This window comes from Nocardioides astragali, from assembly GCF_024436375.1.
GTDB lineage: Bacteria > Actinomycetota > Actinomycetes > Propionibacteriales > Nocardioidaceae > Nocardioides > Nocardioides astragali.
Genome location: NZ_JAFMZM010000002.1, coordinates 290347 through 312417 on the forward strand (window position 1 = coordinate 290347; position 22071 = coordinate 312417).

Annotated in this window: 20 protein-coding genes; 11 read left to right on the forward strand and 9 right to left on the reverse strand. The window is 71.4% G+C overall.

The genetic code is table 11. The features are described from left to right. Positions 1–111 precede the first annotated feature (111 nt). The 3 genes from J3P44_RS06450 (at position 112) to J3P44_RS06460 (ending at position 2617) form a co-directional block, all read left to right on the forward strand. A complete protein-coding gene (locus J3P44_RS06450; RefSeq protein WP_255889434.1) occupies positions 112–1017 on the forward strand; it encodes an NADP-dependent oxidoreductase in 906 nt (301 codons plus the stop codon). Between the two features lie 73 nt (positions 1018–1090). Continuing rightward, positions 1091–2152, forward strand: a complete 1062-nt coding sequence (locus J3P44_RS06455; protein WP_255889435.1) for an alkene reductase — start codon at positions 1091–1093, stop codon at positions 2150–2152. A 12-nt stretch (positions 2153–2164) separates the two neighbouring features. Continuing rightward, the gene (locus J3P44_RS06460; protein ID WP_255889436.1) at positions 2165–2617 is read left to right on the forward strand and encodes a MarR family winged helix-turn-helix transcriptional regulator; all 453 of its coding nucleotides are present in this window, start codon (positions 2165–2167) and stop codon (positions 2615–2617) included. A gap of 432 nt (positions 2618–3049) precedes the next feature. Here the strand turns inward: J3P44_RS06460 and glnA are convergent, their stop codons facing one another. Beyond that, entirely contained in the window at positions 3050–4471 is a 1422-nt protein-coding gene (gene glnA / locus J3P44_RS06465; protein ID WP_255889437.1) for a type I glutamate--ammonia ligase, read from the reverse strand. A 189-nt stretch (positions 4472–4660) separates the two neighbouring features. On the opposite strand from glnA, the gene J3P44_RS06470 reads away from it, so the two are divergent. After that, positions 4661–5056, forward strand: a complete 396-nt coding sequence (locus J3P44_RS06470) for an RDD family protein (protein WP_255889438.1) — start codon at positions 4661–4663, stop codon at positions 5054–5056. Between the two features lie 19 nt (positions 5057–5075). Here J3P44_RS06470 and J3P44_RS06475 read toward each other — a convergent pair whose 3' ends face one another. The 3 genes from J3P44_RS06475 to lipB form a co-directional block, all read right to left on the reverse strand. Then, complete coding sequence (locus tag J3P44_RS06475; RefSeq protein WP_255889439.1) at positions 5076–5783, reverse strand: DUF4191 domain-containing protein; 708 nt, start codon at positions 5781–5783, stop codon at positions 5076–5078. 71 nt (positions 5784–5854) lie between these two features. Further along, positions 5855–6799 carry a lipoyl synthase gene (gene lipA, locus J3P44_RS06480; protein WP_255889440.1) on the reverse strand — a complete coding sequence of 315 codons (945 nt, stop codon included), beginning with the start codon at positions 6797–6799 and terminating at the stop codon, positions 5855–5857. A 37-nt stretch (positions 6800–6836) separates the two neighbouring features. Continuing rightward, a complete protein-coding gene (gene lipB / locus J3P44_RS06485) occupies positions 6837–7559 on the reverse strand; it encodes a lipoyl(octanoyl) transferase LipB (RefSeq protein ID WP_255889441.1) in 723 nt (240 codons plus the stop codon). Between the two features lie 86 nt (positions 7560–7645). On the opposite strand from lipB, the gene J3P44_RS06490 reads away from it, so the two are divergent. After that, complete coding sequence (locus J3P44_RS06490; RefSeq protein ID WP_255889442.1) at positions 7646–8215, forward strand: hypothetical protein; 570 nt, start codon at positions 7646–7648, stop codon at positions 8213–8215. On the opposite strand, the gene J3P44_RS06495 is transcribed toward J3P44_RS06490, so the two are convergent. The 4 genes from J3P44_RS06495 to lpdA form a co-directional block, all read right to left on the reverse strand. Next, a complete protein-coding gene (locus J3P44_RS06495; protein ID WP_255889443.1) occupies positions 8161–9051 on the reverse strand; it encodes a TIGR01777 family oxidoreductase in 891 nt (296 codons plus the stop codon). The genes J3P44_RS06490 and J3P44_RS06495 overlap by 55 nt on opposite strands. A gap of 51 nt (positions 9052–9102) precedes the next feature. Then, positions 9103–12615 carry an ATP-binding cassette domain-containing protein gene (locus J3P44_RS06500; RefSeq protein WP_255889444.1) on the reverse strand — a complete coding sequence of 1171 codons (3513 nt, stop codon included), beginning with the start codon at positions 12613–12615 and terminating at the stop codon, positions 9103–9105. A 125-nt stretch (positions 12616–12740) separates the two neighbouring features. Beyond that, positions 12741–14621, reverse strand: a complete 1881-nt coding sequence (sucB, locus tag J3P44_RS06505; RefSeq protein WP_255889445.1) for a 2-oxoglutarate dehydrogenase, E2 component, dihydrolipoamide succinyltransferase — start codon at positions 14619–14621, stop codon at positions 12741–12743. 52 nt (positions 14622–14673) lie between these two features. Continuing rightward, positions 14674–16050, reverse strand: a complete 1377-nt coding sequence (gene lpdA, locus J3P44_RS06510) for a dihydrolipoyl dehydrogenase (RefSeq protein ID WP_255889446.1) — start codon at positions 16048–16050, stop codon at positions 14674–14676. 159 nt (positions 16051–16209) lie between these two features. On the opposite strand from lpdA, the gene J3P44_RS06515 reads away from it, so the two are divergent. Then, positions 16210–16569, forward strand: coding sequence for a hypothetical protein (locus J3P44_RS06515; RefSeq protein WP_255889447.1), 360 nt, complete (start codon positions 16210–16212; stop codon positions 16567–16569). Positions 16570–16572: 3 nt separating this feature from the next. Here the strand turns inward: J3P44_RS06515 and J3P44_RS06520 are convergent, their stop codons facing one another. Next, positions 16573–18078, reverse strand: coding sequence for a leucyl aminopeptidase (locus tag J3P44_RS06520; protein WP_255889448.1), 1506 nt, complete (start codon positions 18076–18078; stop codon positions 16573–16575). 53 nt (positions 18079–18131) lie between these two features. On the opposite strand from J3P44_RS06520, the gene gcvT reads away from it, so the two are divergent. Genes gcvT through J3P44_RS06545 form a run of 5 tightly spaced genes read left to right on the forward strand, consistent with a single transcriptional unit; the run spans position 18132 to position 22070 of the window. Continuing rightward, positions 18132–19241 carry a glycine cleavage system aminomethyltransferase GcvT gene (gene gcvT, locus J3P44_RS06525; RefSeq protein ID WP_255889449.1) on the forward strand — a complete coding sequence of 370 codons (1110 nt, stop codon included), beginning with the start codon at positions 18132–18134 and terminating at the stop codon, positions 19239–19241. Position 19242: 1 nt separating this feature from the next. Continuing rightward, a complete protein-coding gene (locus J3P44_RS06530) occupies positions 19243–19494 on the forward strand; it encodes a hypothetical protein (protein ID WP_255889451.1) in 252 nt (83 codons plus the stop codon). A gap of 51 nt (positions 19495–19545) precedes the next feature. Further along, positions 19546–20424 (forward strand): hypothetical protein, encoded by an 879-nt coding sequence (locus tag J3P44_RS06535; protein WP_255889452.1) that lies wholly within the window; start codon positions 19546–19548, stop codon positions 20422–20424. A 35-nt stretch (positions 20425–20459) separates the two neighbouring features. After that, positions 20460–21251, forward strand: coding sequence for a class I SAM-dependent methyltransferase (locus tag J3P44_RS06540; RefSeq protein WP_255889453.1), 792 nt, complete (start codon positions 20460–20462; stop codon positions 21249–21251). Positions 21252–21260: 9 nt separating this feature from the next. Beyond that, complete coding sequence (locus J3P44_RS06545; protein WP_255889454.1) at positions 21261–22070, forward strand: thymidylate synthase; 810 nt, start codon at positions 21261–21263, stop codon at positions 22068–22070. Position 22071 lies beyond the last annotated feature (1 nt).

Sequence of the window (22071 nt, forward strand, 5' to 3'; positions counted from 1 at the left end):
TCCAGGCGGCGTTGGGCTCTCATCTGGCCGAATACTTGGCTAGCCACACGATTGTGTTAACCTTAGTAGGTGGCCAGCCACACAAACGTAAGCTCAAGGGATGGAGTGACTATGAGGGCAATAGTTTTCGACCGGTTCGGTGGCACGGAGGTGCTGCGGGAGGCAGACGTCGAGGTTCCGCAGCCCGGCCCGGGGCAGGTCCGGGTCCGGGTGAAGGCGGCCGGGCTGAACGCCGTGGACGGCAAGATCCGCTCCGGGATGATGGAGGCCGTACGCCCCACCCCGTTGCCTGCCGTTCCGGGTGGCGAGCTCGCCGGCGTGGTGGACGCCCTGGGTGAAGGGGTGACCGGTCTGCAGGTGGGCGATGAGGTGCTGGGGTGGTCGGACACGGGCGCGTACGCCGAGTACGCCCTGGCCACCCGCGTGGTGACCAAGCCCGCCGATCTGGAGTGGCAGGACGCGGCTGCGCTGCCAGTGGCGAGCGAGACCACCGAGCGCGTCCTCGACCTGCTGGGTGTCGTCGCAGGCGAGACCGTGCTGATGCACGGCGCGTCCGGAGCCGTCGGCACCCTCGCCGTCCAGCTGGCCACCGCCCGCGGAGCACGAGTCATCGCCACCGCCGGCCCCACCAACCAGGACTACCTCACCGCGCTCGGCGCCACCGCGACCACCTACGGCGAGGGTCTCGTCGAGCGGGTGAGGGCACTCGCCCCCGACGGGGTGGACGCGGTGTTCGACCTCGCCGGGAAGGGGGCGCTGGAGGACTCCATCACCCTGCGAGGGGGCGCCGAGCGCATCGTCACCATCGCCGACTTGAACGCCCAGCGGCTCGGCGTCACGTTCGCCCGGGGATCCGGCGGTGCCTCGACGGAGCGCCTGGCCGCCGTGGCCCACGAGGTGGCGACCGGCACGCTCGCCACCACCGTCACCGCCTACCCGCTCGACCAGGCCGCCGCAGCGCAGCACGTCAGCGACGCCGGGCACGTGCGCGGCAAGCTCGTGCTCACCGTCGACTGACCGTGCCCACCGAGATCCACCTACCCATTGTTCCGGTGGCCACCCGGTCATCGCCGTACCCAAGGACCACAACATGTTGAGATCGCTCTGGACCCCACACGCCCTCGGGGACATGTCCCTGCCGCACCGCCTGGTCATGGCTCCCATGACTCGTGACCGCTCGACGCAGGAAGGCGTCCCGACCGAGCTGAACGCGGAGTACTACGCCCAACGGGCGTCGCACGCCCTGATCATCACCGAGGGGACCCAGCCCTCCGCGGACGGCCAGGGCTACCTCCTCACTCCCGGCATCCACAATGACGAGCAGATCGCCGGGTGGCGCACGGTCGTCGACGCCGTGCACGCGGCAGGCGGCCGGATCGTCATCCAGCTGATGCACGTCGGACGGATCTCCCACCCCGACAACACCCCGCACGGGCGCCAGCCGGTCGCCCCGTCGGCGATCCGCCCCGCGGGCATGATGTTCACCGCGTCCGGTCCCCAGGAGATGCCGGAGCCCCGCGCACTGTCGGGGGATGAGGTCGTGGCGACCGTCGACGACTTCCGGCAAGCGGCCGCGGCCGCGATCGCGGCCGGCGCGGACGGTGTGGAGATCCACGGCGCCAACGGCTACCTGCTGCACCAGTTCCTGTCCGACAACACCAACCAGCGCACCGACCGCTACGGAGGCTCGCTCGAGAACCGCATCCGCTTCGCGGTCGAGGTCGTCACCGCCGTGGCCGACGAGATCGGCGCGGAGCGCACCGGCCTGCGCATCTCGCCCGGCAACCCCTACAACGACATCGCCGAGTCCGACACCGCCGAGCTCTATCCGGTGCTCGTGGAGGCACTGCGCCCGCTCGGGCTCGCCTACCTGCACGTGATGCACGCGGGCGACGAGGCACTGTTGGACACCCTGCGTGCACAGTGGCCGAGCACGCTGATCCTCAACCGGGGCGGTACCGACGTGACCACCCGCGCACAGGACATCGCCAACGGCAAGGCCGACCTGGTCTCCGTCGGCGCCCTGGCGCTCGCCAACCCGGACCTGGTCGAACGGCTACGCGTGGGCGCGCCGCTCAACGAGCCCGACCCGGCCACCTTCTACGGTGGGGGAGAGGCCGGCTACACCGACTACGCCACTCACGCCGGCTGAGAATGGAGAGCCATGCCCCACGTCCCCACGACGGCCGCGGCGGGACCGATGAGCTACGCGATCTTCCAGCTCGCGCGCGCCCACCGCGCCTACGCGGGCGCGCTGCTCCGCGGGATGGACCTCCATCCCGGACAGGAGCTGTTGCTGATGCAGCTCTTCGACCGTGACGGACAGACCCAGTCCGAGCTGCTGGAGAGCGTCGGCCTGGACCACTCGACCGTCTCGAAGTCCCTGAGCCGCATGCAGGACGCCGGGCTGGTCGTTCGCGAGCCGTCCGCACAGGACCGACGGGTCATGGTGGTCCACCTGACCGACAAGGGCCGCGACATGCGCGAACCCATCGCTGCGCTGTGGCGGACACTGGAGGAGGCCTCCGCACGAAGTTTGTCCGACCGGCAGGCAGAGACCTTTGTAGAGACGGCATACGCGATCACCGAGGCGATCCACCGCCGCGCAACGCCGTAGGAAGAGCGACGCAGCAGTGATCACACCCAGAGCGGCGCAGCGGACGAAGTCTTGGGCTTCGGTTCGTCGGCTTGGCTCGACGAGTTCGCCACGCTGAGCCAAGCCCACGTGAGTAGTCGCCACGGACCGTTTCCGTTCCGCTTCATCTCGACGTCGTGGGCAACGGCGGCGGCGGAGTACACGCATAGTGCACACGAAGACGCTGTTGCGAACAGCAAGCAACCGTTCCGAGCGATGGCTGTTCCTGGCCGCAGCTGGCTTGTCGGGAGGCGGCACTACGCGCTCCCGTGTACTCAGGATGTAACAAGCCAACAGCAGCAGATGCGAAACGCCGCCGAACGACCAGAAGGTCGTTCGGCGGCGTTTCTGCAGGTCAGAGGCGGTTTTCTTCGGACATTGACCGACTTTCGAGACCGCCCCTAGTGCCCGAGATCAGATGTCGTAGTAGAGCTCGAACTCGTGCGGGTGCGGGCGCTGCTGGACCGGAGCGATCTCCTGGGTCCGCTTGAAGTGGATCCACGTCTCGATCAGGTCGTCGGTGAAGACACCGCCGGCCGTCAGGTAGTCGTGGTCCTCCTCGAGGGCGTCGAGGACGGCACCGAGCGAGGTCGGCACCTGGGCGATCTCGGCCATCTCGTCCGGCGGCAGCTCGTAGATGTCCTTGTCGATCGGCGCGGCCGGCTCGGTCTTGTTCTGGACACCGTCGAGGCCCGCGAGCATGAGCGCCGCGAACGCGAGGTAGGGGTTCGCCGACGGGTCGGGGAACCGCGTCTCGACGCGCTTGGCCTTGGGGTTGGCGCCCGTGATCGGGATGCGGACCGAGGCGGAGCGGTTTCGCGAGGAGTAGACCAGCGAGATCGGCGCCTCGAAGCCCGGGACCAGGCGGTGGTAGGAGTTCACCGTCGGGTTGGTGAACGCCAGCAGCGACGGGGCGTGCTCGAGGATGCCGCCGATGTACCAGCGGGCGGTGTCGGACAGGCCGGCGTACCCGGTCTCGTCGAAGAACAGCGGCTCGCCGTCCTTCCACAGCGACTGGTGGACGTGCATGCCGGAGCCGTTGTCACCGAAGATCGGCTTGGGCATGAAGGTGACCGACTTGCCGGCCTCCCAGGCGGTGTTCTTGATGAGGTACTTGAACTTCATCACGTCGTCGGCTGCCTTGAGCAGCGTGTCGAAGCGGTAGTTGATCTCCGCCTGTCCCGCGGTGCCGACCTCGTGGTGCGCGCGCTCGACCAGCAGGCCGCTCGCCTCGAGGTTCTTGACCATGTCGGCGCGCAGGTCGCTGTAGTGGTCGTAGGGCTCGACGGGGAAGTAGCCGCCCTTCAGGCGGGTCTTGTAGCCCTTGTTCTCCTCGCCCTCCTTGCCGGAGTTCCACCAGCCCTCGACGGAGTCGATGTGGTAATAGCCCTCGTTGACGCCGGTGCTGTAGCGGACGTTGTCGAAGATGTAGAACTCGGCCTCGGGGGCGAAGTAGGCGGTGTCCGCGATGCCGGTCGAGTCGAGGTAGGCCAGCGCCTTGCGGGCGATGTTGCGCGGGTCGCGGCTGTAGGCCTCACCGGTGATCGGGTCGTGGATGAAGAAGTTGACGTTCAGCGTCTTGGACTTGCGGAACGGGTCGATGTACGCCGTGGTCGGGTCCGGGAACAGCGACATGTCGGACTCGTTGATGGCCTGGAAGCCACGGATCGAGGAGCCGTCGAAGCCGAGGCCGTCGTCGAAGACGCTCTGGTCGAAGGAGGACACCGGCACCGTGAAGTGCTGCATGATGCCCGGCAGGTCACAGAAACGGACGTCGACCATCTCGACGCCCTCGTCCTTGATGAACTTGAGCAGCTCATCGGAATTGTTGAACATTCGGTCCTCCTTGACGGCGCTCAGCGCACGTCGAAGTTGCAGCGTCACGAGCGGTGCCTCGTTGCACCGTGGGGCCACGCTAGGCGGGGGCAGTTTCTTGACCGTATCCCGTTTGTTTCGGGCGTGTTACATGTCGTCCGAGAGGTGGCCGCCGGGAAACCTCGATGTCACCCCACCTACGCTGAGCGCGTGCCGCAGACCGACCCGACGTACGCCCCCGCGGAGCTGACGCCCGCGACCTGGGGTCGGCGCATCCTGGCGCTGTTCGTGGACTGGGTGACCTGCCTGGCCGTGGTCGAGGGCCTCGTCGCCGTCGGTGTCCTCGCGGGCAACCCCAACGGGCTCGGCACGCTGGCGCTCTTCGTCCTCGAGTCCGCGCTGTTCACCGCGGTCACCGGCGCCTCGTTCGGCAAGCTCGCCACCCGGATCCGGGTGGTGCGCACCGAAGGCTCCGAGCAGCCGGTGTCGCTGCTGCGCGCGCTGGTGCGCACCGTCCTGGTCGCCCTGCTGATCCCGCCGCTGCTGACCTTCGACGGTCGCGGTCTCCACGACGTCGCCGCGGGGACGCGGACCGTGACGATCTAGCCGCGCACCGCATCGTGGCTCAGCGACCGCGCTGCTGCGAGCGCATGCCCTTCATCGAGTTCGGGACCGGGCCCTTGGGCAGCGGGAGCTTGCCGCGCTGGGCGTCGAGCGCCTTGAGGCGCTGGAGGATGTCGGTGATCTCCGCCGGCTTCACCTGGCGGCCCAGCTTCTGGACGTGGCGCACCAGCTTGGGCAGCGGCACCTCGCCCTCGCCGCGACCGGCGACGACCTCGTGGATCGGCACGCCGTAGGCGACCCGTTCGTGCTTCTTGCGCTCGATGACCAGCAGCTGCTTGACCCGGGTCGGGCTGGAGCCCTCGCCGACCAGGACGATGCCGGGCGGGCCGACCACGCGGTGCACGACGTCCTGCTGCTTGTTGAAGCCCACGACCGGGTCCACCTTCCACCCGCGACGCAGCATCTGCAGGGCACCGGCCGCGGCTGCGGGCTGGCCCTCCATCTGGGTGTACGCCGCCTTCTGCGCGCGGCGGCCGAAGACCAGCAGCGCCAGGAGGATGCCGATCATCAGCGCGGCGACGATCGAGATCACCAGCGACAGGACACCGCTGCCCGGCAGCAGCCACATCAGGCCGAAGCCGAGTGCCGCGCCGACCAGGAACGTGCCGAGGAGGATCCAGCCCAGGCGCGGGTCGCTGCGCTTGGCCATCTGGTAGGTCTGCGTGATCTGTGCCCGGCGCGAGGTGGGCGTGGAGGCGGGGGTCGACATGCGATGACCTTGTCTGGGATCGAGCGGAAATTCGAAACGGGTGGAACGGGAGATCAGGGGGACGAGCAGTGTCAGACGGCGGCCGCAGCGCGCGCGTCCATGGCCTGACCGTACAGCCGTCCGGCACGGTAGGACGAGCGGACCAACGGACCGGACAGCGCCCCGGCGAAGCCGATCTCGTCGGCCTCGGCCTTGAGCTCGACGAACTCCTCCGGCTTGACCCACCGCTCGACGGGGTGGTGGCGCGGGGAGGGGCGGAGGTATTGGGTGATGGTGATCAGCTCGCAGCCGGCCTCGTGGAGGTCGCGCAGCGCCTGGCTGACCTCCTCGCGGGTCTCGCCCATGCCGAGGATCAGGTTGGACTTGGTGACGAGACCGAAGTCGCGGGCCTGCGTGATGACGTCGAGCGAGCGGTCGTAGCGGAAGGCCGGGCGGATCCGCTTGAAGATCCGGGGCACGGTCTCGACGTTGTGGGCCAGCACCTCCGGACGCGACTCGAAGACCTCGGTGAGCAGGTCGGGCTTGCCGTTGAAGTCGGGGATCAGGTTCTCGACGCCGGTGCCGGGGTTGAGCTCGTGGATCGCGCGGACCGTCTCGGCGTACAGCCAGGCGCCACCGTCGGGCAGGTCGTCGCGGGCGACGCCCGTGATGGTGGCGTACTTGAGCCCCATCTTCTGCACCGACTCCGCGACCCGCCGCGGCTCGTCACGGTCGAGCGGCTGCGGCTTGCCGGTGTCGATCTGGCAGAAGTCGCAGCGGCGGGTGCACTGGTCGCCACCGATGAGGAACGTGGCCTCCTTGTCCTCCCAGCACTCGAAGATGTTGGGGCAACCGGCCGACTGGCAGACGGTGTGCAGGCCCTCGGACTTCACCAGGTTCTGCAGCGAGGTGTACTCCGGGCCCATCTTGGCCCGGGTCTTGATCCACTCCGGCTTGCGCTCGATCGGCGTCTCCGCGTTGCGGATCTCCAGTCGGAGCAGCTTGCGTCCTTCGGGCGTGGGAGCGGTCGTCGTCACACGCCTCACTCTACGGGCGTGGGCAGACGCTCCCAACTCACGGTCGGACGAGCTCGATCCGTGGACCGCGGCCCGGCTCGGGACGTGGCTCGTAGTCGGGCGTCGGGTCGTAGGGCAGCCACGACAGGTACGCCGACAGGTGCAGGCGGACGCTCGGCAGCACGTCGGCGATGGTGACGTCGCGGCCCAGCTCCTCGGTCAGCGAGGTGACGCCCGCGTCGGCGATGCCGCACGGCACGAACCGGTCGTACCAGCCGAGGTCGACGTCGCAGTTGAGCGCGAAGCCGTGCATGGTCACGCCCCGGCTGACGCGGATGCCGATCGCCCCCACCTTGCGTTCCGGTCCGCGCTCGTCGGCGCGGAGCCAGACGCCGCTGCGTCCGGGCACGCGGGCGGTGGTGACCCCGAAGTCGGCGCAGACCGCGATCAGGGCCTCCTCCACCCGGCGTACGTAGTCGACGACCTTGACGTGGTCGGGGAGCCGCACGATCGGGTAGCCCACGAGCTGGCCGGGGCCGTGGAAGGTGATCTTGCCGCCGCGGTCGACGTCGATGACGGCAGCTCCGCCGGGGTCGAGCGGGCGCTCGTGCGGGGCGGTGCGCTTGCCGGCCGTGAAGACGGGCGGGTGCTCGAGCAGCAGGACGGTGTCGGGGCGGGAGCCGGCGACGACGGCCTCGTGCACCTTGCGCTGCACGTCCCAGGCGGCCACGTAGTCGACAGCGTCGTCGCCGAGACCGGCGACCTCATACTCCAGCGGCATGGGTCCGACCCTACGCCCACGACCCACCCCGTCGTGCCTGTGGATGACCTCCGGCACGGGCCGCTGAAATCGGCGAGGGTGGCGCGGTGGACCCTCGACGCCTGCTCCCCGTCCTCACCACGCTGGCCGGCGCCTGCGTGCTGGCAACCCTGGCCGTCGGGCTGGTGCGGACCGGGGACTCGCCCGCCCCCGCGGGGGTCGAGGCGCCCGCGTCGGCCGCCGGCGAGAGCCGGCCCGGACCGGCGGGGATCCTCGCGGCGTGGGACGAGCGGCGGGCCGCGGCGTGGGCGGCGGGCGACACCGAGGCGTTGCGAGAGCTCTACGTCGACGGCTCCCGCACGGGCGCGGCGGACCTGCGACTGCTGCGTCACTACCGCGAGCGCGGGCTGACGGTGACAGACCTCGCCACCCAGGTGCTCGCGCTCGAGGTGGTCGAGCGGTCGGGGTCCAGGCTCGTGCTGGTGGTCACCGACCGCGTCGTGGGCGGGCGGGCCGTCGGCGTTGGCACGTCGCCGATCGCGCTGCCGACCGACCGTGCCTCGACGCGACGGATCGTGCTGGTGCGCCGGGCCGGGGCCTGGTTGGTCGCGGAGGCCAGGGATCAGGCCAGCGCAGCCGCCAGCACCTCGCGTACGTCCTCGTCCTCAAAGTCGTAGCCGGCCCGCTCCAGTGCGGCCGGGCGCACGTTGAGCGAGTTGAGCAGCTCCGGCGCCATCTGACCGGCTCCCAGGCGCAGCACGCCCGCCGGTGCGGCGAGGAAGGCCGGGCGGTGGAGCGCAGCCGCGAGGGCCTCTGTGAACGCAAGGTTGGTGGGGGTGTGCGGGCAGCAGAGGTTGAACACACCCGACACGTCGCGGGACTCGGCGAGGTAGACGGCCGCCCCGACCCAGTCGCGCAGGGAGATGAGGGGGAAGTACTGACGCCCGTCACCGAGCCGCGCCCCCAAGCCGCACCAGAACAGCCCCTTGAGGAGCTTGAGGGTGACGGAGGCCCGGTCGAGCACGGGCGCGGTCCGCAGGACGCAGACGCGCGCACCCGCCTCCGACGCCGGCGCGGTCGCCGCCTGCCACTCCCGGGCCAGGCGTGTGAGCAGCGCGTCGCCCCGGCTCTCGCAGTCCTCGGTGAGAACGTCCGAGCCGTGGTCGCCGTAGTAGGACGTGCCGTTGTTGGCGAGCAGGGCTGGGCGTCCACCGGCCCGCGCGACCGCCTCGCTCAGCACCCGCGTCGTCACGATGCGGCTCTCGAAGAGCTGTTGCCGGTAACGGGAGGAGTGTGGGTTGCCGAAGAGCGGCGAGCCCGCGACGTTGACGACGACGTCAGCCGAGTCGACGACGGTCTGGTCGAGCACGCCCGCGTAGGGATCCCAGCGTGACTCGCGCGCCTCACGCGCCTCACGACGTACGAGCGGGGTGACCTCGTGCCCGTGCGAGCGCAGCTGTGCGGTCAAGTGGGTCCCGAGGAAGCCCGAGGCTCCGGCTATCACGACACGCATGCCCCCACCCAAGCACGACGGCCAAGCGACGGCCGCCGTCCCCGCGGGCGGTCAGCCGGCCAGGTGCCCCCAGCGCAGCGACAGCTCGTGCCACGGTCCCTGGTCGACGACGCGGCCCGCGTCGAGGACCACCACCCGGTCGGCCTGGGCGAGCGCCGCGGACTTGCTGGTCGCGCCGATGACCGCGGCTCCGCGCTCGCGGAGCGCCTTCCACAGCTCGACCTCGGTCGTGGCGTCGAGCGCGGAGGAGACGTCGTCCGCGAGCAGGACGTCGCTCTCGCTGGCCAGGGCGCGAGCCAGGGCCAGGCGTTGCACCTGACCTCCGGAGAGGCGTACGCCGCGGTGGCCCACGAGGGCGTCGGGCCCGCCGGCCTCGGCGACGTCGCGACCCATGCGAGCCGACTCGAGAGCCGGCACGACGGACCGGTGCGGGTGGTCGAGGGCGACGTTGCCGGTGAAGGACCCGGACAGCACCCGGGGTACCTGGGCGACGTGCGCCACGCGGGCGGGGCGCATCGTGGTCTGCGGGTCGGCGACGACCTCGTCGTTCCAGAGGATGTCGCCGGTGGTGCTGACCAGCCCGGCCAGCGCCCCGAGGAGGCTCGACTTGCCCGAGCCCACCTGGCCCAGCAGCAGGACCAGCTCGCCGGCGTGCACCTCGAGGTCGATCTCCTGGACGCCGAGCGTGCCGTCGTCGTGCACCGCCGAGAGCTCGCGCAGCCTCAGCGTGCGCAGCGAGTCGCGCTGGGGCTCATCGGGCTCGGGACCGGTGCCGTGGACGAGGTCGACGCCGGGCGGGAGGTCCATCAGGTCGCCACCGCCGGCCAGCCGGCTCGTGGCGTTCATCCAGGCGCGGGTGCCGGGGGCCTCGGTGACCACGGACCCCGCGACGCGGCCGAACCAGTCGAACCCGCTGACGGCGTTGGCCACCAGCAGGGCGGTGGCGAGTCCCCACTGGCCCGTGAGCAGGCCGGCCCAGGCGGCGACGACGCCGAGCTGGACCATGACGATGGGCACGCCGTCGAGCAGGGCCTGGACCCGGTGCTCGCGCACGGCCGCGTCGACGCGGCCGCCGTCGACCTGGCGCAGGTGGGCGTGCACCTGGGGAGTCGCGGCTGCGAGCTTGACGGTGCGCACCGACTCGAGCGCGGAGACGAGCGACTGGCCGAAGCGGGCGCGTGCGGTGGACGCGGCGGCAGCCGAGCGTCCCGCGACCCGGCGGCCCAGGGTCGAGGCCAGCGCCGAGACCACCATGACGGTCAGCAGGACCGCCCCGGCGACCCACGTCTGGGCGATGATCGCCGTCATCGCGGCGACGATCAGGCCGTTGACGAAGTCGACCCAACGGTCGGTGTAGCGGGCCAGCCGGTCGGCGTCCATGGTGCGGGCGACGACCTCGCCGGGGGGCGTACGGACGAGCCGTCGCTGGGAGGTCTGGCCGTGCAGCACGGAGGCTCGGACCCGCAGGCGTACCTCGACCCACCAGTGGGGGTAGGTGCGGAAGGCCTGGGCGAGCAGCAACGGACCGGCCACCAGCGACGCGACGAGGGCGAGGACGAGCAGCTCCGGGCGCTCACCCTGCTGGAGATCGGTGACGATGTGTCCCCACACCCACCCGGTCACGGCGCCGAAGGCACCGGTGAGCGAGGCGATGAGGAACAAGAACGCGCCGAGCAGGCCCCACTGGGGCTGGATGCTGATCGTGTGGAGCACCTGTCGGGCCAGGCTCGGCGTGGGCGCGAGCTCGGGCGGGGGCGGGGGAGCGGTGCTGCGCCGCACGGACCCGATCGCGGAGTCGTCGTGGTGGTGCTCCTCCACGACCGGCTCGTGCGCAGCGGCGTCGAGCAGTTCGCGGAAGGGTCCGTCCGCGGACGCGAGGCGGTGGCGCGGACCCTGCTGGACGACCCGTCCCGACTCGAGGACGGCGACGAGCTCGGCGCGCTCGGTCGTGGACAGCCGGTGGGCGACCAGGATGCCGGTGCGTCCGGAGATGAGTCGGTCGGCGGCCCGGACCACGCGGGCCTCGGTCACCGGGTCCATCCGGGCGGTGGCCTCGTCGAGCACCACGACGCTCACGTCGCGCACGAGCAGCCGGGCGAAGGCGACGAGCTGCTCCTCGCCGGCGGAGAGGCTGGTGCCACCGGGGCCGAGGACGGTGTCGAGCCCCAGCGGCAGGCCGGCCACCCAGTCGGTGAGACCGAGCTCCGCGACGGCAGCCTCGACGGTGTCGCGGGGGACGTCGTCGAAGAGGGTGATGTTGTCGGCCAGCGTGCCGGCCAGCACCTCGGTGCGCTGGGTGACCACGCCGACTGCGGACCGCAGCTGCTGGAGGTCGAGGTCGAGCACGTCGACTTCGCCGAGGAACACGGTGCCCCTCGGCGGCTCGACGGCGCGGGAGAGGAGCGAGGCCAGGGTCGACTTGCCCGAACCCGTGCGACCGACGAGGGCACAGGTGTGACCGGCGGAGAGCAACAGGTCGACGTCGCGCAGGGCGAAGGTGCCGGTGCCGTAGGAGAAGTCGAGGTGGCGGAACTCCACGTCGAGCGGACCCTCGGGGACCGGTCGCCCGCCGACCGGCTCGGCGGGTGAGGCGAGCATGCTGCGCAGGCGCAGCACCGCGCCGAAGCCCTCCTGCAGGTCGGGGAGGTGGCGGGCGAGCATGTCGACGCCACCGACGAACATCGTCGTCACGAGGAAGAGCGTGACGAGCCGGGCGGTCGTCAGGTCGCCGGAGAGCACCAGCGCGACGCCGAGCACGCCGACGCCGGCCAGCGCGCCGTGGAGGAGTCCACCGCTGCGACGGGTGATCCGCACCTCGACCGCGAGGACGGCGTCGAGCGTCCGGTGGACGATGGATGCGAGGTGGGCGTTGCGGCGCAGGACGTGGGCCTGCCCCAGCGACGTACGGAGGTCGTCGCGCGCGGCCACGCCCTCCTCGGTCGAGGCGGCGTGGTCGGTCCAGGCAGCCTCCTCGATGACCTTCTTCTGCGCGACCTGCGGCAGGAGCCGGCGTACGACGAGGTAGGTGGCCAGGGCGGTGAGCGGGAAGAGGAAGACCGCGGGCCACCAGGTCAGGCTGGCGACGACCCACAGCGGACCGGAGGCGAGGAAGGTGCGGGCGGCCTGCCACACGCCCCAGCGCATCAGCTGGCCGACCTCCCAGGTGTCGTCGTCGATGCGGTCGAGCACCTCGCCGACGGCCTGCTCGGAGAGCTCGGACAGCGGCTGCGCCATCGCGGCGTCGAGGAGGTCGGAGCGCAGCTGGCCCTCGGCGCGGTCGCAGATCGTGGCCCAGATGGTCTTGGCGACGGTGTCGATGATCGCGCCGCCGACCACGCACAGGCCCAGGAGGAGCAGGAGCGCCTCGGTGGGGTCCTCGGCGAGCCGGCCGGCGACCATCGAGCCGAGGGAGGCCGCGATCGCGCCCATCAGCGACATCGAGAAGCAGAGGTAGGTCAGCGGACGGCGCACCCGGCGCCAGTCGACCGGCTGGCGGTGCGCCGGCAGTCCCGACGTCGGAGGGATGGTCGCGTCGGTGGAGCGGATGGTGTCGGTGATCGTCACGGTGCCTTCAGGCTAGGTGGTGGCACGGACACTCCGCCTCGGGTTTTCGGGGGGTCGCGGGCGTGCCGACGCCCCGCCCGCTCGTGGCGGACGGGGCGTCGTACGACGTCGGGTCGGGACTGGGCTCAGACCTCGAACTGGCCCGACTCGAGGCGCTTCTTGACCTCCTGCAGGAACCGGCCGGCGTCGGCGCCGTCGACCAGGCGGTGGTCGTAGGTCAGCGAGACGTAGACCATGTGGCGCACCGCGATCGTCTCGCCCAGGTTGGGGTCGTCGATCACGACGGGACGCTTCACGACGGCACCGGGGCCGAGGATGGCGACCTGCGGCTTGTTGATGATCGGGGTGTCGAAGAGCGCCCCGAAGCTGCCGAGGTTGGTGATCGTGAACGTGCCGCCGGACAGCTCGTCGGGGGTGATCTTGTTGGTGCGGGTGCGCTCGGCGACGTCGGCGATCTTCTTCGCCAGGCCGGCGATCGAGAGGTCACCGGCCTCCTTGACGACCGGCGTCAGCAGCCCCTTCGGGGTGTCCACGGCGAACGCGATGTTCTCGCGGTCGAAGTAGGTCACCTCGCCCTTCTCGGCGTCGATCGCGGCGTTGAGCTTGGGGTGCAGCTTGAGCGCGTCGATGGCGGCCTTGGCGAAGAACGGCAGGTAGGTCAGCTTCACGCCCTCGCGGGCCAGGAAGTCCGCCTTGGACGCCTCACGCAGGCGGGCGATCGACGTCACGTCGACCTCCATCACCTGCGTCAGCTGGGCGGCCTCGGTGAGCGACTCGACCATGCGGGTGGCGATGACCTTGCGCAGGCGCGAGAGCGGCTCGGTGGTGCCACGCAGCGGCGACGGAGTGGTCGACGCAGCCGCCGGCGCGGACGCGGCAGCAGGTGCGGCCGCCGCCGGAGCGGCGGCGGGTGCGGCCTGGGCCTGGGCCCGGGCGGCGGCGTCGAGGACGTCCTGCTTGCGGATCCGGCCACCGACGCCGGTGCCCTGCACCGCGCCGAGGTCGACACCGTGCTGGTCGGCCATCTTGCGCACCAGCGGGGTGACGTACGCCGTCTGGTCCCGCCCGCCCTCGCTCGCAGCGGGAGCGGCGGCTGCGGCGGGCGCTGCCTGCTCGGGCGCTGCCTGCTCGGGCGCTGCCTGCTGCGGCGCTGCCTGGGGTGCGGGCGTGGCCTCGGGCTGCTGCGCGGCCGCGGGCTCCGGCTCGGGGGCCGGCTCCTGCTCGGCCTCCTGCTCGGCCTCCGGCTCGGGCTCCTGCTTGGCCTCGGGCTCCGGCTCGGGCTGCGACTGGGCGGGTGCGGCCTGGCCGGACCCGATGATCGCCAGCTCGGCGCCGACCTCGACGGTCTCGTCCTCCTCGGCCTTGATCTCGAGCAGTGTGCCGGCGACGGGGGAGGGGATCTCGGTGTCGACCTTGTCGGTGGAGACCTCGAGCAGCGGCTCGTCGACCGCGACCTCGTCGCCGACCTTCTTGAGCCAGCGGGTGACGGTGCCCTCGGTGACGGACTCGCCGAGCGCGGGCAGGGTGACGGGCGTGCTGGACCCACCACCGGACCCGCCCGCGGAACCACCGCCGGACTCGGTGGAGGCGTCGCTCGGGGCCTGCGCCGCGGCGGGCTGCTCCTGGGCGGGGGCCTCCTCCTGCTCCGGCTCGGGAGCGGCGTCGGCGGTCTCCTCGGGAGCCTGCTCCTCCTGCTGGGCCGGCTCCTCCTCGGCCTGGGGCTGCGCCTCGGCCTCGGCGGACCCGGAGGCGTCACCACCGGACTCGCCCTGCTCGCCGATCACGCCCAGGACGGCGCCGACCTCGACGGTGTCGTCCTCGTTGGCCTTGATCTCGAGCAGCGTGCCCGCGACAGGGGAGGGGATCTCGGTGTCGACCTTGTCGGTGGAGACCTCCAGCAACGGCTCGTCGACGGCAACCGCGTCACCGACCTGCTTGAGCCAGCGGGTGACGGTGCCCTCGGTGACGGACTCGCCGAGTGCGGGGAGGGTGACTTCGGAGGCCATGTGGTTCCTTCGCTCGCGTGGGGTGGGTGTAGCTCGGGGTTGTTCGGTCTGGTCAGGAGTGTGCGTGGAGCGGCTTGCCGGCGAGGGCCAGGTGGGCCTCGCCGAGCGCTTCGTTCTGGGTGGGGTGGGCGTGCACGAGCGGCGCGACGTCGTCGGCGTGTGCCTCCCAGTTGTAGATGAGCTGGGCCTCGCCGATGAGCTCGCCGACGCGATCTCCCACCATGTGGACGCCGAGGACCGGACCGTCGGTGAGGCCGACGAGCTTGACGAACCCCTGGGTCTGCAGGATCTGGCTCTTGCCGTTGCCGCCGAGGTCGTAGGTGACCGTGGTGACCGCGTCACCGTGGAGCTTGCGGGCGGTGGCCTCGTCGAGGCCGACCGAGGCGATCTCGGGGTGGGAGTACGTCACCCGCGGGATGCCGGCCTCGTCGACCGGGCGGGGGTCGAGGCCGGCGATGTCCTCGGCCACGAAGATGCCCTGCTGGAAACCGCGGTGCGCGAGCTGGAGGCCGGGCACGATGTCGCCGACGGCGTACACGCCCTCGACGTTGGTGCGGCAGCGCTCGTCGGCGAGCACGAACCCGCGGTCCATCTCGATGCCCTGCTCGGCGTAGCCCAGGTCGTCGGTGGACGGCCCGCGCCCGACGGCGACGAGCAGCACCTCGGCCTCGATGACGTCGCCGCCCTCGACGGTGACCGCCACCCCGGTGTCGGTGGTCTTGACGCTCTGGAAGGGGGTCCCGGTCAGGAGGTTGATCTTGCGCTTGCGGAAGGCCCGCTCGAGCGCCTTGGAGGAGGCCTCGTCCTCGACCGCGACGAGTCGGGGGAGGGCCTCGATGATCGTGACGTCGGCGCCGAAGGACTTCCAGACGCTGGCGAACTCGCAGCCGATGACGCCGCCGCCCAGCACGATGGCCGAGGCCGGCACGCGGTCGAGGCGCAGGGCGTGCTCGGAGGTGATGACCTTCGTGCCGTCGACCTCCAGGCCGGGAAGCGTACGGCTGTAGGAACCGGACGCGAGGACGACGCTCTGGCCGGTGTAGTCGGTGCCGTCGACGGTGACCGTCCGGGGGCCGGTGAGGACGCCGGTGCCCTGGATGACGGTGATGCCACGCGACTTGATCAGGCCGGTGAGGCCCTTGAAGAGCCGGTCGACGACCTTGTCCTTGTAGGCGTTGACGCCTGCCATGTCGATGCCGTCGAGGGTGGCCGAGACGCCGAACTGACTGGCCTCCCGCGCCGAGTCGGCGACCTCCGCGGCGTGCAGGAGTGCCTTGGTCGGGATGCAACCGACGTGGAGGCAGGTGCCGCCCAGGTTGCCTTTCTCGACCAGCCCGACCTTCAGGCCCAGCTGGGCCGCCCGCAGGGCACAGGCATAACCACCTGAACCAGCCCCGAGGACGAGGACGTCGAACTCACCGTCCGCCACTGATTTCCTCCACCCACTCGTTCGCTCATCCGGACGCTCACCCGGACGTGAGGCCTCGCCCATCTTTGCACTCTTTGTGAGGCTGTCCACACCGGGTCAGGTGGACCGGACGGCTCGAATGATGGGCGCGGTGAGGGGTGCCCCGGCACAATGTCCGCCATGGGTATGTTCGATCGTTTCCGGCGCAAGGGCCGCACCAGCCGTCCGGCGCAGGACGCCGCGCGCACCGGCTCCACCAGGGTCCGCGCGTCCGACGGCGAGGACGTCCGCCACCTCGAGAAGTTCGTCGCGACCCGCCAGGGCGTCGAGGGCTTCGTCGAGCCGCGGACCGCGGTCAGCGACGTCACCCTCCTGCTGGTCGCCCACGACGGGGAGTGGACACGACGGCGCGTGCCGAGCGTGAAGTGGGCCCACGACTTCGCCAACCGCAACAGGGTGCCGTCGTACGACGCCGCACTGGTGGGCGTGCCGCAGCGGATGCGCGACTACAACGCGCGCAAGAAGGCCCAGGGCCTGTAGCCGTCAGGCGTCGGCGAGCGCCCGGGCGTACTCGATCAACGTGGCGACCCCGAACCCGGTCGCGCCCGAGGTGACGTGCCCGTAGGGGCCGCCGGTGTTGATCTCCTTGCCGGCGATGTCGAGGTGGGCCCAAGGCAGGCCGCCGGTGAACTCGCGCAGGAACGCCGCGGCGTAGAGACCGCCGCCCCAGCGCACCCAGTCGTGCTGCAGCAGGTCGGCGACCTTGGAGCCGGTGATCCGCTCCGACATCTCCTCGGGGATCGGCATCGGCCACTGCTGCTCGCCCGCCGCGACACCGGCCGCGAGGACGGCGGACACCTGGTCGTCGGTGCCCATCACGGCGCCGACCTTGTCACCGAGTGCGAGCTGCATGTGACCGGTCAGCGTCGCGATGTCGACCACGACGTCGGGCTTCTCGTCGACCGCCAGGGACAGCGCGTCACCGAGGAGCATCCGGCCCTCGGCGTCGGTGTTGGCGATCTCGACGGTGGTGCCGTCGTGCATGGTGATCACGTCGCCGGGGCGCGTGGAGGTGGCCGAGACCATGTTCTCGGCCATCGGGGCGATGGCGGTCACCTTGACGGGGAGGCCGAGGCGGGCGATGGCGAAGGTGGCGACGACGACGCTGGCCGCGCCGGCCATGTCGCCCTTCATGTTCTGCATGCTCGACGACGGCTTGATGGTGAGGCCGCCGGAGTCGAAGGTGACGCCCTTGCCCACCAGCGCGAGATGGGCGACCGCGTCCTTCGGCTCCCAGGTGAGCCGCACGAGCCGCGACGGTGACGCCGAGGAGTCGCCGACGCTCAGGATGCCGCCGCACCCCATGTCTGCCAGCTGCTCGTGGTCGAACACCTCGAGCTTGACCTTGGGGGCGCCGCGTCCCTTGGTGACCTGCTTGTGGGCGGCCGTCACCAGCTCCGCGAGCAGCGGGGGAGTGCAGTCCTGGGGCGGTGTGTTCACCCAGTCGCGGCACAGCTCGACCGCGTCGGCCACGACCTCCGCGCGCTCCAGCGCCTCGAGCGCCTCGGCGCGGCGGGCGATCGCGCTCAGGACGACGACGTCGGCGGGCTCCGTGGTCTCGCTCTTCGCCGACTTGTAGGTCGTGAAGGTGTAGCCGCCGAGGCGGTGGCCCTCGACGACGGCGGCGACGAGCGCGGGGGTCTCGGTCGGCAGGGCGAGGGCGACCGAGGCCGCGTTGGGGACGTTGCGGGCCGCGACGCCGGCGGCACGTCGTACGGCGACGGGGTCGGTGGGATCGTCGCCGAGGCCGACGAAGACCAGCAGGGGTGCGTTGACCTCGCCGCGCGTCGGCGTCCTGACCGCCTCCCCGGCCTTGCCGGTCACGCCCATGGTCGACAGGAACGGCCGCAGCTTGCGGCCGTAGGCCTTGCTGACGTCGTCGGCGGCATCGCACAGTCGCGGGCCCTTGTCGCCTGCGACGACCCCCACCACCACGGCGTCGGCACGGGTCTTGGCGGGGCTGGCGCTGCGCAGGGAGTACGTGGTCACCTGCGCATGCTAGGCGAGGCGTTCCGGGGCCCCGGCTGAGGTAGGTTCGCCGCATGGCCGCAACGCTCAAGCAGTCGCCCCTCCATGACCGTCACGAGGCCCTCGGTGCCAAGTTCGCCGAGTTCGGCGGCTGGTCGATGCCGCTGGAGTACGCGACCGGCGTCGTCAAGGAGCACACCGCCGTACGCGAGGCCGTCGGCATCTTCGACGTCAGCCACCTCGGCAAGGTGATGGTGTCGGGTCCCGGCGCCGTCGACTTCGTCAACGCGACGCTCTCCAACGACCTGGCCAAGATCCGCCCCGGCAAGGCGCAGTACACCCTCTGCCTCGACGAGTCGGGCGGCATCGTCGACGACCTCATCGCCTACTGGCACGACGACGAGCACGTGCTGCTGATCCCCAACGCGGCCAACACCGCCGAGGTCGTGGAGCGCCTGCAGGCCGCTGCTCCCGAGGGCGTGAAGGTCGTCAGCCACCACGAGGACTACGCCGTCCTCGCCGTCCAGGGCACCCGCTCCGACGAGGTGCTCCAGAAGGTCGGCCTGCCCGCCGGGCACGAGTACATGTCCTTCGTGGAGGCCGCCTTCGGGCCGGGCGACACCGGGGTCGTCGTCTGCCGCACGGGGTACACGGGCGAGCGCGGCTACGAGCTCGTGGTCGCCAACGACGTCGCCGGCCAGCTCTGGGACGAGCTGATGGCCGCCGGCGAGGAGCACGGCATCACGGCCTGTGGCCTCGGCGCCCGCGACACGCTGCGCACGGAGATGGGCTATCCGCTCCACGGCCAGGACATCAGCCTCGACACCAACCCGGTCGAGGCGGGCCTGTCGTGGGCCGTGGGCTGGAAGAAGGACGCCTTCTGGGGCCGCGACGCGGTGATGAAGGTCAAGGAGGAGGGTCCGAAGCGTCGCCTGCGCGGCCTGGTCGCGGTCGACCGCGGCATCCCGCGCCCGGGCATGGGCGTGACCCTCACCCACGACGTACCGCTGGCCGACATCACGTCCGGCACGTTCTCGCCGACCCTCAAGAAGGGCATCGGCCTGGCGCTGATCCCGGTGATGGTCGCCGAGGACGCGCAGGTCGGGGTCGACATCCGAGGCCGACGCGAGATCTTCCAGCTCGTGAAGCCGCCCTTCGTCGACCCGTCGGTGAAGGAGTCCTGACGTGCTTCCCGGACAGCCCCCGACGTTCCGTCCGCCGTCGGCGTCCGAGCGCCCGTGGTGGTGGCGCCTCGAGGACGCGGAGGGGGTGCAGGTGGCGGTCGCGGAGTACGCCGACCAGCGCTTCGGCACGCAGGGCGACGCCGAGTCGTGGGTGGGCGAGATCTGGGCCGAGCTGGCCGAGCAGGGCGTGGCCGCGGTGACGCTCTTCGAGCACGAGCGGCAGGTCTACGGACCGATGTCGCTCAGCGCCTAGGCCCGTCCGCCCGCCGGCCCGCTCCGAAGCACCAGTCGAGCGAGGTGGGAGATGGGGCGGACAGAGGGAAGGGCGACCGACTCGGACTTCGGTCGATACCTCGACGCCCGCTGGGGCGACCTCGTCGGCGGGCTCGAGGGCGAGGGGGTGCCGGCTGACGACGCCCGGCTGGCGGTGGCGGAGACGCTGCTGGCGAGCCGCCGCTCGTGGTCGCGGCGGGTCCGCGACGAACAGGTCGACGTCAGCCTGTGGGCCGAGGTGCGCGAGCGCGCCGGGCTGCCCACGCGCCCTGGCGAGGCGGTGCCGCACGGCGTACGTCCCTTCGATCCCCGCGACGCGCCGGAGGTGTGGCTGGCGAGGGCCGAGGAGAGGCGCTCCGCGCGTCGACGCCGCTCCGCGTTCCGCGGACTCGCCTGGCTGGCCGTGGCGGTGGCACTCGCCGCCGGGTGGGCGTGGTGGGCCGCCCGGCCAGCACCCCACGAGGTCCGGGAGGAGGCGAACCCGCTGCCGGTGATCTGGTACGCCGAGGGCGAGCTGCACCTCGAGGAGGTGGTCGTCGAGCTGCCGGCGGTCGTGGAGTTCGCGGCCTGGGGCTCCGGTGCTGCGGCCCGGCTCAGCTCGGGCCAGGTGGTGCAGGTGGACTCGGACGGTGACGTGCACGAGGTGGACGACGCACCCGCCACACTCGACGATCCTGCGGACCCGCCGCCCTTCCTGGCGCTCGGGCCGTACGACGTCGTCGTCCAGAGCGCCCCCGTGCCCGGCGGCGGCTGGGTCCACCTGCTCGACTCCTCGCGTCGCGAGAGTGTGCTGGACGGTGTGCGCCTGTCGGAGTCCGGCCGTCGCGCCATCGTGGTGTGCACCGCTGACTTCTCCTGCGGGCAGCCGCGCACGATCTTCGAGGCGGACGGCACGATCAGGCTGCGGTGATCCCTGTCGGTCCGGATGCCCTAGGGTCGCGCGTCGTGGCGGAAGCGTTGTGGACCGGTGTGGCGCAGGCCTATGCGCAGAGCTTCGCGGGACTGTGTGCGGGCGCGATCCCGAGCCTGCTGGACGGGCTCCCGCACGGCGGCCGCCTGCTGGACGTCGGGTGCGGCACCGGCGCGCTCGTGCGCGCGGCACGCGACGCGGGGGCCGAGGCGATCGGCGTCGAGCCGGATCCGGAGATGGCCGCCCTCGCCGAGTCGCTGCTCGGCGAGGAGGTCATCGGGGCCGGGCTGCCCGAGCTCCCCTTCGCCGACGACGGTTTCGACGTCGTCATCGCCAGCTTCGTGCTCAACCACGTCGACGACCCGCGCGCCGGCGCACGTGAGCTGGCCCGCGTCGCCGCGCCCGGTGGCGTGCTGCGGGCGACCATCTGGGGCAGTACGCCGCCACCTCAGGCGCTGATGTGGAACGGCCTCCTGGACGAGGTCGGGGCAGTGCGCGCGCCTGTTCCCCGGCTGCCACCGGAGCGGGACTTCGAGCGGTCGGCCGAGGGGCTCGCCGGCATCCTCAGCCAGACCGGGCTCGCCGTGACGACGGCCGGCACGAACGCGTGGCAGTGGCGCATCGCCCCCGACGCGCTCTGGTCGGGGCTCACCTCGGTCGGCAACTTCGGTGTCCTGTGGCGTGCCCAGTCCGAGGACGTGCAGGACCGCCTGCGAGCGGCGTACGACGCGCTGGGCGAGCCGTGGCGCGACGGCGCCGACCCCGACTCGGAGCTCGTCTTCGACGTCGCGTGCGTCGTGGCCGAGGCGCGCGTCCCGAGGTCGTAGAGTCGTCCCGTGCGCGCCTACCTCGACCTCCTCCAGCGGATCCTCGACGAAGGCGTGGAGAAGACCGACCGCACCGGCACCGGCACGTTGAGCGTCTTCGGACACCAGATGCGCTTCGACCTCTCCGAGGGCTTCCCGCTGGTGACCACCAAGAAGGTGCACACGCGGTCCGTCTTCGGTGAGCTCCTGTGGTTCCTGCGCGGCGACACCAACGTGAAGTGGCTGCAGGACCGCGGGATCACGATCTGGGACGAGTGGGCCGACGACAACGGCGACCTCGGCCCGGTCTACGGCTACCAGTGGCGCTCGTGGCCGACCCCGGACGGGCGGCACGTCGACCAGGTCGCGCGACTGGTCGACCGCATCCGCACCAACCCCGACTCGCGTCGCCACATCGTCTCGGCGTGGAACGTCGCCGACGTCGACGACATGGCACTCCCGCCGTGCCACACGCTCTTCCAGTTCTACGTCGCGCCGTCCGAGACCGGCCCGGGCAGGCTCAGCTGCCAGCTCTACCAGCGCTCGGCCGACACGTTCCTGGGCGTGCCGTTCAACATCGCGTCCTACGCGTTGCTCACCCACATGGTCGCCCAGGTCACCGGCCTGGAGGTGGGGGAGTTCGTGCACACCATGGGTGACGCCCACCTCTACCTCAACCACGTGGAGCAGGCCCGGCTCCAGCTCTCCCGGGAGCCGCGGGCGCTGCCGCGGCTGGTGCTCAACCCCGACATCACCGAGATCGACGGCTTCGACCTCGAGGACATCACGGTCGAGGGCTACGACCCGCACCCGGGCATCAAGGCGCCCATTGCGGTCTGAG

Excerpts from the sequence above, each read along its gene's own strand:
- J3P44_RS06535 (WP_255889452.1), top strand. The coding sequence starts at position 19,546 with ATGGGGCGGACAGAGGGAAGGGCGACCGACTCGGACTTCGGTCGATAC.
- J3P44_RS06475 (WP_255889439.1), bottom strand. The coding sequence starts at position 5,783 with ATGTCGACCCCCGCCTCCACGCCCACCTCGCGCCGGGCACAGATCACG.
- lipB (WP_255889441.1), bottom strand. The coding sequence starts at position 7,559 with ATGCCGCTGGAGTATGAGGTCGCCGGTCTCGGCGACGACGCTGTCGAC.
- J3P44_RS06450 (WP_255889434.1), top strand. The coding sequence starts at position 112 with ATGAGGGCAATAGTTTTCGACCGGTTCGGTGGCACGGAGGTGCTGCGG.
- J3P44_RS06515 (WP_255889447.1), top strand. The coding sequence starts at position 16,210 with ATGGGTATGTTCGATCGTTTCCGGCGCAAGGGCCGCACCAGCCGTCCG.
- J3P44_RS06460 (WP_255889436.1), top strand. The coding sequence starts at position 2,165 with ATGCCCCACGTCCCCACGACGGCCGCGGCGGGACCGATGAGCTACGCG.
- glnA (WP_255889437.1), bottom strand. The coding sequence starts at position 4,471 with ATGTTCAACAATTCCGATGAGCTGCTCAAGTTCATCAAGGACGAGGGC.
- J3P44_RS06455 (WP_255889435.1), top strand. The coding sequence starts at position 1,091 with ATGTTGAGATCGCTCTGGACCCCACACGCCCTCGGGGACATGTCCCTG.
- J3P44_RS06495 (WP_255889443.1), bottom strand. The coding sequence starts at position 9,051 with ATGCGTGTCGTGATAGCCGGAGCCTCGGGCTTCCTCGGGACCCACTTG.
- sucB (WP_255889445.1), bottom strand. The coding sequence starts at position 14,621 with ATGGCCTCCGAAGTCACCCTCCCCGCACTCGGCGAGTCCGTCACCGAG.
- gcvT (WP_255889449.1), top strand. The coding sequence starts at position 18,132 with ATGGCCGCAACGCTCAAGCAGTCGCCCCTCCATGACCGTCACGAGGCC.